This window comes from Bradyrhizobium sp. T-12, from assembly GCF_058314695.1.
The window spans coordinates 191,619-206,238 of record NZ_JBZFQJ010000002.1; the positions used below are offsets into that span (position 1 = coordinate 191,619).

Sequence of the window (14,620 nt, forward strand, 5' to 3'; positions counted from 1 at the left end):
GGACGTTGAGCTTCCGACCTATGTCGTAATGCTTCGACCGCTAAGGGGACGCAAATCGATCGTCCGCCCTTTCTCAATCATTTCCTCCCGCCTGATTTTCTCAACCCCCCATTGGCATGGGGCTTGCTGTCTCGGCATTGCGATCTGATCTTGATACGGAGCGCCTCAAACATGAGCCACGATACGTCAATAAAGCTATCCGAGCGCGAAAAACAATGCCTGCAGTTCGCGGCAGAAGGGAGATCGTCTTGGGCAATTGGGAGGGAACTGAAGATCAGCGAGAATACGGTCAATTATCATAAGAACGCCCTGCGAAAGCTTGCTACGAGGACCCGCGTCCAGGGTATCATCAAGGCGATACGCCTCAAGCTGATCCCAGATCCGTCGCAGGAAACGCGACGAGGATAAGGACTAGCGCGACGTCGAGCTTTTGCGACGTCCTCAAGTCCCGGGAATGTGAACCTCCTCCGATCCCCTGAGGCACGTTGCTCGCCAATGAGCCAAGCTTCGTCGCCCGGGAGATGCTGCTGACCCTTATCCCAAATCCGCTGAGGAGGGCCGTCGGCGGTGCGGACACGGAGAGCAGCAAAGCGGGCTGTCAGCCGACCTTTGGTCCCGCTGCGCCAGCTCACGGCTTTCCATTTGGCGCTGGCCAGCATTTGTTCTGCGCCAATCGACAAGATATCAGGCACGTGGTGCTTTCGTGGTTTCCCGCGGGCTTTGGTAATCGGCCAAATGAGCTTCACATCGACCGGGTACACTTTCAGGTGCCGAGGGATTCCGACAGCCCAGACCAGCCCGCGCTCTGTTAGCCCTAGTCGAAACGGTACGCTGAGACCGTATCCTGCACCGCCAGCACATATCCAAAGCGCACGTTGGCTGCTATCGCGCGGTCAATCTCGGCCAAAGCAATCTCCGGCTTGGACCGTGGCGTTCGATGTTCGACTGGCACGCGAGCGCGCTTCAAACGAGATACGTCGCTTGTCCAACTGTCAGGCAGAAAGAGACGTAACGCGACCATCACGGGCACTTCGCCGCTCGCAAGCGTCAAAGACACCAGTGTCTGGCAATTTGCCGTTTTACCGAGTGCCGAGGCGTATTGAGCCCCAACACCGACCGAGCGCTCACCCTTCTTGGGAAGTGAGGTGTCATCAATAACCAGCACCGCAGCCCTGCCGCCGACAAGTCGATCCGCCTGGTTGAGCAACTCTGTCCCCAGCGGCGTCGCGTCCCAGACACCGTCCGCAATGAAATGGTGCAACTGGTCGTAGGTGCTGGTGGCAAGGCGTTCCGCCATCGGCTGAACGCTCTTACGATCGCCGGGACCGATCAATCCCGCAACATACAGAGGACACATCCGCTGCCGGGTCTTATGACCCAGCCGGTCCAAGAACGGCATCAACCAGCGTTCGAGTTCGTCTTCCCATCCTGGCATGGTCAGCCCTCCAAGAGCCGACCACCCATGAATCATTGAAAAATTGATTCGGGAATCTTGAGGGTTCTGTGAGGTCGCGTGGCAGGCGCGAGCCGCGCGCTCGGTCGTGGGTGCGACCTCATAGAAGCCGGATTGAACGAAGCTGCGGAGTTGTGGGCGCTATGGGAATAGTGCAGCGGGTGCGGCTGCGGGGAAGGCGCGCCTGTGGTCGCCGGGCGTCGGCGAGACGTTCATCGGATGTGAGCGGCCGGATTGATCGGGCCAAGGGCGCGATCCAGCGAGCGATTTGCTGCGCTGGGATGCGTGGCCGAACGATTGGCCGGGTGTTCGGAGACGAGTGCGGCCACGGCGACTTCGGACGTTGCCACCGCGAAGGTGATCACAGAAGAGGTGGATGGTGCAGGCGCTGGTCATGACGTATCACAACGAAACGGATGGTCGTGGGCACGGGCTCGCGGGACGACATCGACGCGGCGCATGGTGCCGCCGCAATGCGGGCAGACGGGGATCTGACATGTGGTGAGGGGATCGTCGCCGGCTTCTTGATCAGTCGGCGCGTTGCGGACAGCAAGGAGTTGACGGCAGAGAGCGATTTTATCGTTGCGTCCGCCATTGGCGAGGAAGCCATAGTGGCGGATGCGATGGAAGCCGTCCGGCAGGGTGTGTAGCAGAAAGCGCCGAATGAACTCATCGGCATCAAGCGTCATCACTTTGGCTTTACGATTCTGCCGATAGTCCTTCCAGGGAAAGCTCACCTTGCCGTCGGCAAGCGAGATCAGCCGACTGTTGGCGATGGCGACGCGGTGCGTATAGCGGCCGAGATAAGCCAGCACCTGTTCGGGCCCGCCAAATGGTGGCTTGGCATAGACGACCCAGTCGGTCCGTCGAAGTTGATTAAGGCGCGCGGCGAATGCAGCGGGATCGGTGAGATGGGCGAGAGCGCCAAAGAAGCTCAGCTGGCCAGCCGCGTAGGCAGCTTGCAGCTCTTGCAGAAACAGGCGGCGGAACAGCCGGGAGAGGACGCGCACTGGCAGGAAGAAGCCGGGCCGGCAAGCGACCCAGCGTGTGCCGTCGAGCGAGGGTCCACCGCCCGGCACGACGCAGTGGATATGCGGATGGTGTTGCAGGGTCTGGCCCCAGGTATGGAGGACGGCAGTCACGCCGAGCTGAGCGCCGAGATGCTTGGGGTCGGCTGCGATGGTGGTGAGCGTTTCGGCTGCGCAGCGGAACAGGATGGCATAGACGACGGCCTTGTTCTGGAAGGCGATCCCTCCGGCGAGGGCCGGCATGGTGAAGACGACGTGGAAATACGGTACGGGAAGGAGTTCAGCTTGCCGTTCGGCGAGCCATTGCGCGCGCGCCGCGCCCTGGCACTTCGGGCAATGCCGATTGCGGCAGGAGTTGTAGGCAATGCGTGTGGCGCCGCAGTCATCGCACTGCTCGACGTGGCCGCCGAGCACAGCCGTCCGGCATGCCGTGATCGCGCCCATGACGCGCCGCTCGACGCGGCCCAGATGCTCGGCACGGGCTTGTCGAAACACTTCGCCGTGGCGGCGGAAGATATCCGCCACTTCCAGAACCGGAGCCATGGCGCCCGCTCAGCCGGGCGGCACGACCTCCAGGTGGAGCCGGTCCAGCGGACTTGGCGTATTGCTGATGGTCTTGGTGGCGACCTGGGTATAGCGCGCCGTGCTGGCCAGGCTGGCATGGCCGAGCAGCACCTGGATGATGCGCACGTCGGCCCCGCTCTCCAGGAGATGGGTCGCGAATGTGTGCCGCAACGTGTGCACCGTCACCGACTTGCTCAAGCCGGCCGCCGCACAAGCTGAACGGCAGGCGGCGTGCAGCACGTTCGGGACGAGCGGACGCTCGTCGTCGCGGCCGGGAAACAACCATCGCTTTGGCCGAGTGAGCCGCCAATACGTCCGCAGAATCCTCAAAAGCTGCGGCGAGAGCATAACGTAACGGTCCTTGCCGCCCTTCCCGTGCTCGACCCGGATCAGCATCCGTTGGCTGTCGATGTCGACAACCTTCAAGAGGACCAGTTCCGATACGCGTAGTCCGGCGGCATAGACCGTGGTCAGCGCGGTACGGCTCTTCAGGCTCGGGACTGCTTCCAGGAAGCGCACGACCTCGTCGGCGCTCAGCACGACCGGAAGTTTGCGCGGTTGGCGCGCATAGGCGATGCGCTCCGGAACGGTGTCATGACCAAGCGTCACACCGTAGAAGAACCGCAGCGCGCACACGATCTGGTTCAGCGCCGGCCAGGACATCCCCGTCGCCACCAGATGAACCTGGAAGGCACGGATATCCTCCAGGTCAAGGCGGTCGGGAGAGCGACCGAAATACCGGCTCAACTTCGCTACGGCGTTGAGGTAGGATTGCTGCGTCGCCGGTGACAGATTGCGGACCGTCATGTCCTCGATCATGCGGCGGCGAAGTGGGCTGATCTCAGCCATCGGAAAACCTCCTGTCTGAAGGGTTGGGCTTCGAAAACCCGCAATCCTCTCAGACAGGAGGCAATCCTTGCTATGCCTCCCTACATGCCGCGCCAGCGGCTTCGTTCAATCCTATAAAACGCGGCAAAATCAACAATCTGCCAAAGTAGTGCTAGGCGCCGTCGATATAACAGTGGCCTGCGCAGGAGCGAGAGGCCTTTGAGGTGGTCGCGGATGGCGTTTGGCTGTTCTGAGACACCAGCAGACTTTAACTTGCAGGCGTTTCTCGGTCGCCTCACCAAGCTTGTGGAGCGGGGTTATGAGAGCGCGTCGGTCAGCTCCGGAACCGCCTGGTAGAGGTCGGCGACCAGGCCGTAATCGGCCACCTGGAAGATCGGCGCGTCCTCGTCCTTGTTGATCGCGACGATCACCTTGGAGTCCTTCATGCCGGCCAGATGCTGGATCGCACCGGAAATGCCGACGGCGACATAGAGCTCGGGGGCCACGACCTTGCCGGTCTGGCCGACCTGCCAGTCGTTCGGCGCATAGCCGGCGTCCACCGCCGCACGCGAGGCACCGACGCCGGCGCCCAGCTTGTCGGCGAGCGGCTCGATGTATTTGGCGAAGTTCTCGCGGCTCTGCATGGCCCGGCCACCAGAGACGATGATCTTGGCCGAGGTCAGCTCGGGACGGTCGCTCTTGGCAACTTCCTCACCGACAAAGGTCGACAGGCCGGGATCGGCCGCGGCAGCGACGCTTTCGACCGGCGCGTTGCCACCGGCAGCTGCCGCCGCAAAGGTCGAGGTGCGGACCGTGATGACCTTCTTGGCGTCCTTCGACTTCACCGTCTGGATGGCGTTGCCGGCATAGATCGGACGCTCATAGGTGTCGGGCGCGACCACCTTGGTGATCTCCGAGACCTGCATGACGTCGAGCAGCGCCGCGACGCGCGGCATCACGTTCTTGAAGCGCGAGGTCGCGGGCGCGACGATCGCATCGTAGGACGGGGCCAGCGAAACGATCAGCGCGGCCAGCGGCTCGGCCAGATCGTGCGCGTAGGCCTCGCCTTCGGCGACCAGCACCTTGGCAACACCAGCGAGCTTCGCGGCGACCTCGGCCGCAGCCTTGGTGCCCTGCCCGCCGCCAGCGACCAGCACGTGGACGTCGCCGCCGAGCTGGGACGCCGCGGTCAGCGCCTTGTTGGTGGAGTCCTTGAGGACCTCCTGTTCGTGTTCAGCAATCAACAACGCAGTCATCAGAGCACCCCGGCTTCGTTCTTGAGCTTCGACACCAGCTCGGCGACGTCCTTCACCTTGACGCCGGCCTTGCGGCCCGCGGGCTCAGCCGTCTTCAAAACTTCGAGGCGCGCAGTGACGTCGACACCGTAATCGGCAACGGTCTTCTCCGCGATCGGCTTCTTCTTGGCCTTCATGATGTTGGGCAGCGAGGCATAGCGCGGCTCGTTGAGACGCAGATCGGTGGTGACGATCGCCGGTCCCTTGAGCTTGACGGTCTGCAGGCCGCCGTCGACTTCACGGGTGACCTTGAAGTCGGAGCCTTCGACCTCGAGCTTCGAGGCAAACGTCGCCTGCGACCAGCCCAGCAGCGCAGCCAGCATCTGGCCGGTCTGATTGCTGTCGTCGTCGATCGCCTGCTTGCCGAGAATGATCAGGCCGGGCTGCTCTTCTTCTGCAACCTTCTTGAGGATCTTGGCGACGGCGAGCGGCTCGACGGTGCCTTCGGCCTTCACCAGGATGCCGCGATCGGCGCCCATGGCAAGACCGGTGCGGATCGTCTCCGACGCCTGCGCCGGTCCAATGGAGACCACCACGACTTCGGCCGCCTTGCCGGCTTCCTTCAGGCGCAGCGCTTCCTCAACCGCGATTTCGTCGAAGGGGTTCATCGACATCTTGACGTTGGCGAGTTCAACGCCCGATCCATCGCCCTTGACGCGGACCTTGACATTGTAATCGACCACCCGCTTTACCGGCACTAAGACCTTCATCAGGGTTTCCTCAACAATTGCAGCAGTTGACATCTGTTGAAGGATAGTATCTCATGCTACTACCATATTCCAGGAAGCAGGGAAGGCGGAATCTGCGAGCCCAAGACCCCGCCAGGAAAGAACTCGTATTATGCCTCGTGAATTCGACGCTGACGTCATCGTGGTAGGGGCAGGAAATGCTGCCGCTTGTGCGGCCATATCCGCCAGCAATAATGGCGCGACTGTCCTCATGCTTGAGGCGGCGCCTCGGGACGAGCGGGGAGGGAACTCGACCTATACGGCGGGCGCCATGCGATACGTCTTCAATGGTGTGGAGGACGTGCTAAGCGTAGTGCCGGACATCAATCCCGATACGTTAGCCAATACTGATTTCGGCACTTACACCGAGGACCAATTTTTCGATGACATGTTTCGCGTGACGCAATTCAGGACCGATCCTGACTTATGCGAGATTTTAGTCAAGCGCAGCTTGCCGACGCTTCGGTGGATGCGAGAGCAAGGCGTTAGGTTTCAAACTAGTCATGGGCGGCAAGCCTACAAAGTGAACGGACGGTTCCAATTCTGGGGTGGGCTCAGTGTGGAAGTGTGGGGTGGTGGTCCCGGTCTCGTGGACATGCTGCTAGAGTCCGCGGAAGGGAAGGGTATCCAGTTTCTTTACGAAACTGCCGCGGTCAGTTTGATCAATGACAATAGCGGGGTCGTTGGAGTTCGCGTCCGGCATCAAGGCAAGGAGCGCGATCTGCATTCAAATGCTGTCATCCTGGCGTGCGGAGGCTTCGAGTCTAATACGGAAATGCGCGCGCGGTATCTCGGACCAAACTGGGACCTGGCGAAAGTTCGTGGCACACGCTTCAATACCGGCGCTGGAATCCAAATGGCGCTTGCGATTGGTGCAATGCCATGTGGACATTGGTCCGGAGCACATGCCGTCGGCTGGGACCAAAATGCTCCGGCGTTCGGCGATCTCGCAGTAGGGGATGCCTACCAGAAGCACAGCTACCCATTCGGCATCATGGTCAATTCCCGAGGCCAACGCTTCCTTGATGAGGGAGCCGATTTTCGCAATTATACCTATGCCAAGTATGGTCGCGAAATCCTAGCGCAACCCGGCCAGTTCGCTTGGCAGGTATTCGATGCTAAGGTGCATCACCTTTTGCGCGACGAATACAGGATCCGGCAAATCACCAAGATTACGTCGGATACCCTGGAGGGTCTCGCCGACCAACTCGAAGGCGTTGATCGCAACGCCTTTCTCAAGACCGTCGCTGAATTTAACGCATCGGTGCGGCAGGACGTTCCCTTCAACCCGAATGCGAAAGATGGCCGCTCCGCGGAGAGTTCGCCGCGCAAGTCCCATTGGGCCAACACGATTGATACAGGACCATTCGAGGCTTATGCCGTCACGTGCGGTGTCACCTTCACATTCGGTGGACTCAAGATTGACCAGAGCGGTCAGGTGCAGGATACAGCCGGCCTTCCGATTCCCGGCTTGTTCGCAGCTGGAGAGCTGGTCGGGGGGCTGTTCTATCATAACTATCCAGGTGGCACGGGGCTCACTTCAGGCGCTGTATTCGGGAAGATCGCAGGTGAGAGCGCTGCTGCGGCAGTCGCTGCAAGCAAGAGCCGTTCAGCGGCCTGATCAATAAGTTGCAGAACAAACTGCATCATAAACTGCCGACAGGGAGGCACAAAAATGGCTCGCTCAATCCAAAACAAGTTGCGTCGTGTAGCATTTGTTGTGGCATCCTGCGTGATGCTGATTCCAGCGCACGCCACGTCCAAAGATGCGCTGACAATAAAGATAGGTCTGCAAGCCGTTCCAACCGACGACGTTTATCGCACCAAGGATTGGGGCGCAAAGTACAACCTTAAGGTTGACATCGGGAGCTATAGCTCTGGAAGCGAAATACTCAAGGCGTTTGTCGCCGGGCAAATCGATATCGGCAACGGAGGCTCAGGTCGACTAATCACTATGGCTGCGATGCAGCCCAATCTGTTCTACATTATTGCCGCCGATCAGTATGGGGGCGATCGCTACGGCGTAATTGTCGCGAACCATTCATCTGTCAAAGCGGTGGCTGAACTCAAAGGAAGGAAGATCGGCGCGGTTGCCGGATCCGGCTCTTTCAGCACTTTCCGTGTCTTTTTAGACAAGAACGGGATGAAGGAAGGCGACTTCCAGATCGTCAATATGAAGGTTGAGGACCTGCGAGCCGCCGTGCAGCAAGGTGTTGTCGACGCTGCAGTGGCATGGGAGCCGCATGTTGCGATTGGCGAGACGATGGGCGTGGTAAAGCGTATTCAGTCGATGAAGGGCGTAAGTGAATCGCCGAACCTTGTGCTGGTGCGCCGCAAGTTTGCTGATGAGCATCCCGAGGCCGTGGCGCGATATCTTGCCACGTTGATCGATGCCGGCACGTACATGAAGACGCAACCGGACGATGCCGCCAGCAAGGTTGCAGCCGATATCAGCAAGCAGGGCGTGGACATCGATCCAAAGGCGCTGGAGCTTGCCTTGACGCGGATCAACGTCGATCCAAAGCTGACCGACGCGATGACCGACGAGCTCATGCCGGTTGCCGAGTCTATGAAGGCGGCCGGAAAGATTCCCAACATTCCGGACTTCAAGAGCCTCGTGCGCAATCAATTCTATGAGGAAGCGGCGAAACTCGCGTCATCTACCAACTAAGGGCTCCATCATGTCTAACGCGACGCCGTCGGCGCCGTTCGCGGGTGTTGCCGACGAGCAGAGGCTGCGTAGCATCTTGTACCGCGGGGCGGCATCGGCATTCTTGTTCGCGCTGCCAATCATCGTCTTCCTGTTAATATGGGAGACAACGGTACGTCTCGGCTGGATCAATGCGACGATCCTGCCTTCGCCATCAAATATCGCGCGGCGCGCGTGGGTGCTGCTTGATCCAGCCGATCCCGCCAAGAGCATATTGCTGACGCATATTGTCGTTAGTTTGTGGCGTGCGCTGAGTTCGTTCGCTCTGGCATGCGTGCTGGCCATCCCAATGGGCCTCTTCCTGGGCCTCAACAGGACGGCCTATCTGATTGCTTCCCCACTCCTGAGCCTGTTACTGCCGCTACCGGCAGTTGCCTGGGCTCCGATCTTCCTGGTCATTTTCGGTCAAGGCGATATCACGATCATTGCTGTCTGTTTCCTCGGTGCCTTCTTTCCGATTCTGTACAGTACTATCCAGGGCGTGCGCGCAATCGGCCGACACTCCTTGTGGGTCGTGCGCAGCATGGGCGCAAGCCGGTTTGATATCTTTCGGCGTGTGCTGTTACCCGGTGCGCTGCCGGCGCTGATCTCGGGGCTGAAGCTTGGAATGGCGCATTCGTGGCGCACGCTGGTCGCGGCCGAAATGCTAGCTGCGTTGACCCATGGCCTCGGATTCATGATATTCGCGGCGCGTTCCTATATGGACGTATCCACGATGTTCGTCGGCATCGTATGCCTGGCCCTGATCGGTCTCCTTATCGAACGTGGCGTGTTTGGCTCGCTCGAAGCACTTACCATTCACCGCTGGCACGGTAACGGAAAAGTGGGTAGCCATCGATGAGCGTGGACACATCCGGCATCCGTCTGCAGCGATATACTCGGTCCCCAGCCTCGTCCGGTCTCGCGATACCGATGGCTCGTATCGCGCTGATCCTGGTGCCGCTGGTGGCTTGGGAGGTGTGCTCGCGGTTAGGGTTGATAAACGGCTTCTTGTTTCCGGCGCCGTCCGCGATCCTCAACAAGCTTTGGGTGCAATCCGGCCCAAACGGAAACCCGCCATATGCAATTCTGTGGCACGTGGCAGACAGCATGCTGCGCTTGCTCTCGGGATTATCACTTGCGGTAATCATAGGTACCCTGCTCGGGGTTGGACTTGGCATGAGTCAGCGGGCGCGGCTGGTGTTTCAGCCAATCATTAGCATCTTGATGCCTGTGCCGACGCTAGCATGGACCCCCGTCCTGCTGTTGGTCATGGGTATCGATAACCGCACGACCATCCTAGTCGTATTTCTCGCAGCGGTTTTCGAAATGATATACATCGTCGCGAGCGGCATCGAAATGCTGAACGTCAAAATGCTTTGGGTGGCTTGGTCGATGGGCGCGAGCCGACGGCAGGTATTTTGGCGCGTCATTATTCCCGGCATTTTTCCTTGCCTGATCACCGGCACACGGCTCGGTACAGGTTACGCCTGGCGCGCTCTGATCGCCGCCGAGATGCTGGCCGCCAGCAGCTATGGCCTGGGTTTCATGATCTATGACGCCTCCGAATACATGAACATTGGCGTCATCTATGGTGGCGTGATGATGATTGCGGCGCTCGGCTATCTTCTTGAGAACGTTCTGGTTGGCAAGATCGAAGCTGCTACCATCGAGAAATGGGGAGTACTCAATGAGCGTTGAAACGGCAAAAATACTCCCGCTGCGCGACGGTGCCGGTACCAAGCCCAAGATTGTCGCCAAGAATGTCCAGAAGTATTTCGGAAACGTGCTGGCGATGGAGGACATTTCTTGCACGATCAACGAACGGGAATTCGTGGCTATCATCGGTCCAAGCGGTTGCGGCAAGTCGACGTTTCTGTACCTGATCGCTGGATTCGAGAAGGCAAGCCAGGGGGAACTGCTAATCAACAACGAACTCGTGGTGGGGCCAGGACCCGACCGTGGCGTGGTCTTTCAGGAGTTCGTGCTGTTCCCCTGGCTTACGGTGTTGCGTAATGCGACGCTGGGCCTGGACATCAAAGGTGTGCCACGGCAGGAAGCTGAGGAGCGGGCGAGGAAGTGGCTTCGTCTGACAGGCCTTTCGGGGTTCGAGAATGCCTATCCATCGTCTCTGTCGGGCGGCATGAAACAGCGCGTCGCCATCGCTCGGGCACTTAGTTACGATCCGGAGGTGCTGCTACTCGATGAGCCGTTCGGCGCACTCGACGTGCAAACAAAGAACTACATGATCCAGGATCTACAAAACCTCTGGGTCGAGGCCAATCGAACTATCGTGATGATAACTCATAGTGTATCAGAGGCCGTTCAGCTTGCCGATCGAGTGCTTATTCTGAGCTCACGGCCCTCGCGAATAATTGCGGACGTGGCGATCAAGCTACCCCACCCTCGGGACTTAAGGGACCCGCAGGTCCGGCGATACGAAGACGAGGTTACGGCTCTTCTGTCGGCGGAAGTCGACAAGGCGATGAAGCGCGAACGCCAGACGTTTGCTGGCCGCTCATAGAGCGCTGTGAATCAATAGCCCAGATTACCGCAGGCCGACACTCTAACGCTCTGATCAGCTTGCGTCGGCACGCCGGTGGCGCCGCGCCCGCTCCAAGAGTTGCCGGGCACGTTCGACGACGGGCTCGTCGACCATCCTGCCTTCCAGCGAATAGGCGCCGACGCCACGTTCGGTTTGCTGACGGGCGGTCTCGATGATCAATTGCGCCCTTGCGACATCAGCGTCGGACGGTGCAAAGGCATTGTTTAGGATCGGTACCACTGAAGGATGGACACAGGTCGCACCCGTAACTCCGTGACCGAATGCCTCCTCCGCTAGCTCGCGCATTAGTCGGACATCCTTGTAGTCCGCAACGGAGCCGAACAATCCGAACGAGTATTTTCCGGCTCCGGCAGCGGCCATGTGAACCAGCATCTTGGGTATCTTAAGTGCCTCATGAGTGGGATTAGCTCCCATCGATAGCGCTAAGTCCTCACTACCGCCCATCAGGCCTATCACCCGCTCGTGGGCGCGTGCGATGTCGTCCGCTTTGGCCAAAATCTTGACGGACTCGATGACTGCGATCGCTTGGAGTGGCTCGCGACGGTCATGATCCCGTTCGGTTCGCTCAGCAACCTCTAGAAGCAACCGCACGTGCTCGGCGCCCTCGACTTTTGTCATCAGAATGCCCTTGGCACCACCGAGCACCGAAGCCTCGATATCTCGGACGGCAGCCGACAGAGGTCGATTAATACGCACCCAAATGTCAGCTCCTGCGGCAGCGCATCGTTTTATCGACGACGCAAGCCTATTGCGTGCCCCCTCCTTCTGTGCGGGCGCGACGCTGTCTTCAAGATCCAGGATTATGGCATCGGCGCCACAAAGCGCCGACTTTGCAATGAAGCGCTCAGATGAGGCGGGGACATAAAGCAGAGATCGGTACACTGGTGTCTTCCGGTCGCCTACGGGTCATTGGGATGATGGCTTAGCCTGCACGATGACGCCAGCCTCGCGCAGTTCTTCCAACCGGGCCTGCGTGATGCCGAGGGAGCGCAGAATCGCAAACGTGTGTTGACCGAGATCCGGAGCGGGCATCCGAATCCTTCCGGGCGTAGTTTCGAGCCTCGGGACCACGTTGTGCATTAAAACCGTTCCGAGTTCGGAGTCCGGTAACCCAACGACGATTTCGCGAGCTTGAACATGGGGGTCATCCAAGAATTGATCGATGTCGTAGATTGGTGCAGCAGTTACGTCTGCCCGCTCGAATATACTCATGTTATCTTCAAGCGTCCGCGCGGCAATGAATTCCGCGATAGGCTCCTCGCAAGCATCGGCGTTTTTGATGCGATCAGAGTTCGTCAAAAATCGGGGATCCACGATCATGTCAGGGCGACCGATAGTCCGGAACAACCTCTCGGCCACAACTTGCATCGAGGCGGAGATTGCGATCCAGCGAGAGTCGCTGGTACGGAATGTGTTGCGCGGCGCTCCGGTAAGCGATCGACTGCCGGTCCGCGGGCGTACCTGCTGTGTTAGTTGATAGATTCCGGCTTCGGGACCGAGGAGGGAAAAAAGCGGATCTAACAAGGGCAAGTCGATAACCTGGCCGTTACCCCCGCTCACTTCTCGATGCCTGAGCGCAACCATGGTTGCCCCAAATCCGTAAATGCCCGCGACCATATCGGCGAGCGTGGCGGGTGGCAGCAGCGGAGGTCGATCAGGGAATCCGTTGCGGGAAGCGAAGCCTGACATGCCTTCGACCAGAGTGCCGAAGCCGGGCCTGTCCCGATAGGGACCGGTCTGCCCCCATCCCGAGATTCTCACGATGATCAGTCCTGCATTCTGTGCTCGAAGGACCTCGGGCAACAAACCCAGCTTTTCCAGACCTCCGGGTCTGAAGTTCTCGACCAGCACGTCCGCCGTCGCGAGCAGATCCGATAGGATCGTCCGACCTCTCTCGTCGCGAAGGTCTAGCGCGACACTCTTCTTGTTCCGGGCGTAGGTCTTCCAATGGATGCTGACATCGTTGACCCGCCAAGCGCGCAGAGGGTCGCCCGAGACGATGTCCTCAATCTTGATGACTTCGGCTCCGAAGTCGGCGAGCTGCAGGGTGAGCATATTCCCGGCGACCAGACGCGAAAGGTCCACGACACGGACGCCGTTAAGCGCGCCAGCAGCCTCTGGCTCGAACTGCTTAGGTACGGCCTTCATTGCGCCGACTTAACGATGCAAGGCGGAAGTAGTGCCTGTACAGTACCCGCGGAGGTCCCCATCGATCCTCAACAAGCTGACTTGTATGGGGTAGTATTAAGTGATACGACCACATCCTGCAACATCCTTTCGGTGAACCCGATGTTCACCGCAGCTGGCAACCCGAAGTTAAGCAGAGAGTGCCCTCACTTGAAGAGTTGAACCAGGCCGAGGCTCATCGCGAGCAGAAGTATCAGAGACAAGGTCACCGCAATCGTGACTTTCCCGCCGGCCTTCGAAAGCACCCGGATATCGACACCCAGCCCGAGTGCGGACATGGAGACTACGGTTAGCACGCTGGCGAGCTTCGCAACGGGGGCGGCAACGCTGCTGGGTATGATCTGCAACGAACGAAGGCCGGCCAGTACCAAGAAGCCGATGATGAACCAAGGTACCAATTTGATGAGGTTAATGCGCTTGCCGGGCGCGACTTCGCCACGCAGGCGTGGTGCGACAAGCGACAAGCCGACCACCAACGGCCCTAGCATGAGGACCCGAACGAGCTTCACCACGGTGCCAATTTGAGTGCTGACGATTCCTGCCGGAACGGTCGCGGCAAGCACCTGGGGAACGGCGTACACGGTGAGGCCGGCGAGAATCCCGTACTGAGTAGCCGAGAGCTCCAAGAGTGGAATGAGCAGTGGAAGCCCGAGCACCATCAGCACGCCAAGGACCGCGGTGAAGGAAATCGATGACGCGATATCATCGCCATCTGCCCCTATAACGGGGGCGACCGCGGCGATCGCGGAATTGCCGCAAATGGAATTTCCGGAGGCGATCAGGAGCGAAAGCTTAGTGGGTAGGCCGAGCATGCGGCTGAGGCCGAAACTCACGGCAAGCGTGACCGCAACCGTTCCGACGATCGCGGCAATCAGAAATAATCCGGAAGGCAGGATTGCCCCAAAGCTGATCGAGGCCCCGAGCAGCATCACGGCCACTTCGAGAAGTTGTTTCGCGCTGAAGGCGATTCCGACCTTCCAGCGCTCGGAAGTAGTTGAGACGCTGCGGATCATCATCCCGAGCAGGATGGCGATGACCAAGGCTTCAACATAGGGATGTTGGAAGATGTGCTCCTCGGCCTCCTGGATTCCAATCGACAGCAGCGTCAGGAGCACGCATAAGAGGATGCCGGGAAGCAATGCAACCAAACGACCGGCAGGCGCGTCTACCTTGCTCGATTTGGGAAGATCTTTGCATGGAGCCATGAGTCCCTCGCCAGCCGACAAGGCTATGCCCGAGAACCAAGGGCTCATAACAGTAGAATTTTGATCTAGGCCGATAA

13 protein-coding genes and 1 pseudogene are annotated in these 14,620 nt (G+C 59.4%); 6 read left to right on the forward strand and 8 right to left on the reverse strand.

All coding sequences use genetic code 11. The annotated features are described in order from the left end of the window. Window positions 1-171 precede the first annotated feature (171 nt). Window positions 172-408 (forward strand): response regulator transcription factor, encoded by a 237-nt coding sequence (locus AC0WRY_RS35155; RefSeq protein ID WP_128929695.1) that lies wholly within the window; start codon window positions 172-174, stop codon window positions 406-408. Window positions 409-458: 50 nt separating this feature from the next. Here the strand turns inward: AC0WRY_RS35155 and AC0WRY_RS35160 are convergent. From AC0WRY_RS35160 to AC0WRY_RS35180, 5 genes and pseudogenes are all read right to left on the reverse strand, one after another. Continuing rightward, a pseudogene (locus AC0WRY_RS35160) lies at window positions 459-1,471 on the reverse strand (IS701 family transposase); the annotation flags it as partial. A gap of 374 nt (window positions 1,472-1,845) precedes the next feature. Further along, on the reverse strand, window positions 1,846-3,024 hold the full coding sequence (locus AC0WRY_RS35165) for an IS91 family transposase (protein ID WP_128955091.1): 1,179 nt from the start codon (window positions 3,022-3,024) through the stop codon (window positions 1,846-1,848). Window positions 3,025-3,033: 9 nt separating this feature from the next. After that, window positions 3,034-3,894, reverse strand: coding sequence for a tyrosine-type recombinase/integrase (locus AC0WRY_RS35170; protein WP_128929693.1), 861 nt, complete (start codon window positions 3,892-3,894; stop codon window positions 3,034-3,036). Between the two features lie 296 nt (window positions 3,895-4,190). Next, window positions 4,191-5,129, reverse strand: coding sequence for an electron transfer flavoprotein subunit alpha/FixB family protein (locus AC0WRY_RS35175; RefSeq protein WP_128955090.1), 939 nt, complete (start codon window positions 5,127-5,129; stop codon window positions 4,191-4,193). Then, complete coding sequence (locus tag AC0WRY_RS35180; protein ID WP_128929692.1) at window positions 5,129-5,878, reverse strand: electron transfer flavoprotein subunit beta/FixA family protein; 750 nt, start codon at window positions 5,876-5,878, stop codon at window positions 5,129-5,131. The genes AC0WRY_RS35175 and AC0WRY_RS35180 overlap by 1 nt, the downstream gene beginning before the upstream one ends. Window positions 5,879-6,008: 130 nt before the next feature. Between AC0WRY_RS35180 and tcuA the strand changes: the two genes are divergently transcribed. The 5 genes from tcuA (at window position 6,009) to AC0WRY_RS35205 (ending at window position 11,109) form a co-directional block, all read left to right on the forward strand. Continuing rightward, window positions 6,009-7,517: an FAD-dependent tricarballylate dehydrogenase TcuA gene (gene tcuA, locus AC0WRY_RS35185; RefSeq protein ID WP_128929691.1), complete on the forward strand. Its 1,509-nt coding sequence runs from the start codon at window positions 6,009-6,011 to the stop codon at window positions 7,515-7,517. A 54-nt stretch (window positions 7,518-7,571) separates the two neighbouring features. Continuing rightward, a complete protein-coding gene (locus tag AC0WRY_RS35190; protein ID WP_206733163.1) occupies window positions 7,572-8,567 on the forward strand; it encodes an ABC transporter substrate-binding protein in 996 nt (331 codons plus the stop codon). Between the two features lie 10 nt (window positions 8,568-8,577). Next, window positions 8,578-9,447 (forward strand): ABC transporter permease, encoded by an 870-nt coding sequence (locus AC0WRY_RS35195; protein WP_128955089.1) that lies wholly within the window; start codon window positions 8,578-8,580, stop codon window positions 9,445-9,447. Window positions 9,448-9,518: 71 nt separating this feature from the next. Further along, on the forward strand, window positions 9,519-10,286 hold the full coding sequence (locus tag AC0WRY_RS35200; RefSeq protein WP_128929689.1) for an ABC transporter permease: 768 nt from the start codon (window positions 9,519-9,521) through the stop codon (window positions 10,284-10,286). Then, window positions 10,276-11,109: an ABC transporter ATP-binding protein gene (locus tag AC0WRY_RS35205; protein ID WP_128929688.1), complete on the forward strand. Its 834-nt coding sequence runs from the start codon at window positions 10,276-10,278 to the stop codon at window positions 11,107-11,109. The genes AC0WRY_RS35200 and AC0WRY_RS35205 overlap by 11 nt, the downstream gene beginning before the upstream one ends. Before the next feature lie 54 nt (window positions 11,110-11,163). Here the strand turns inward: AC0WRY_RS35205 and AC0WRY_RS35210 are convergent, their stop codons facing one another. The 3 genes from AC0WRY_RS35210 to AC0WRY_RS35220 form a co-directional block, all read right to left on the reverse strand. Continuing rightward, a complete protein-coding gene (locus AC0WRY_RS35210) occupies window positions 11,164-12,033 on the reverse strand; it encodes an HpcH/HpaI aldolase/citrate lyase family protein (RefSeq protein WP_237866327.1) in 870 nt (289 codons plus the stop codon). Window positions 12,034-12,057: 24 nt separating this feature from the next. Beyond that, on the reverse strand, window positions 12,058-13,299 hold the full coding sequence (locus AC0WRY_RS35215) for a CaiB/BaiF CoA transferase family protein (RefSeq protein ID WP_128929686.1): 1,242 nt from the start codon (window positions 13,297-13,299) through the stop codon (window positions 12,058-12,060). 185 nt (window positions 13,300-13,484) lie between these two features. After that, complete coding sequence (locus AC0WRY_RS35220) at window positions 13,485-14,543, reverse strand: YeiH family protein (protein WP_128929685.1); 1,059 nt, start codon at window positions 14,541-14,543, stop codon at window positions 13,485-13,487. Window positions 14,544-14,620: the final 77 nt, after the last annotated feature.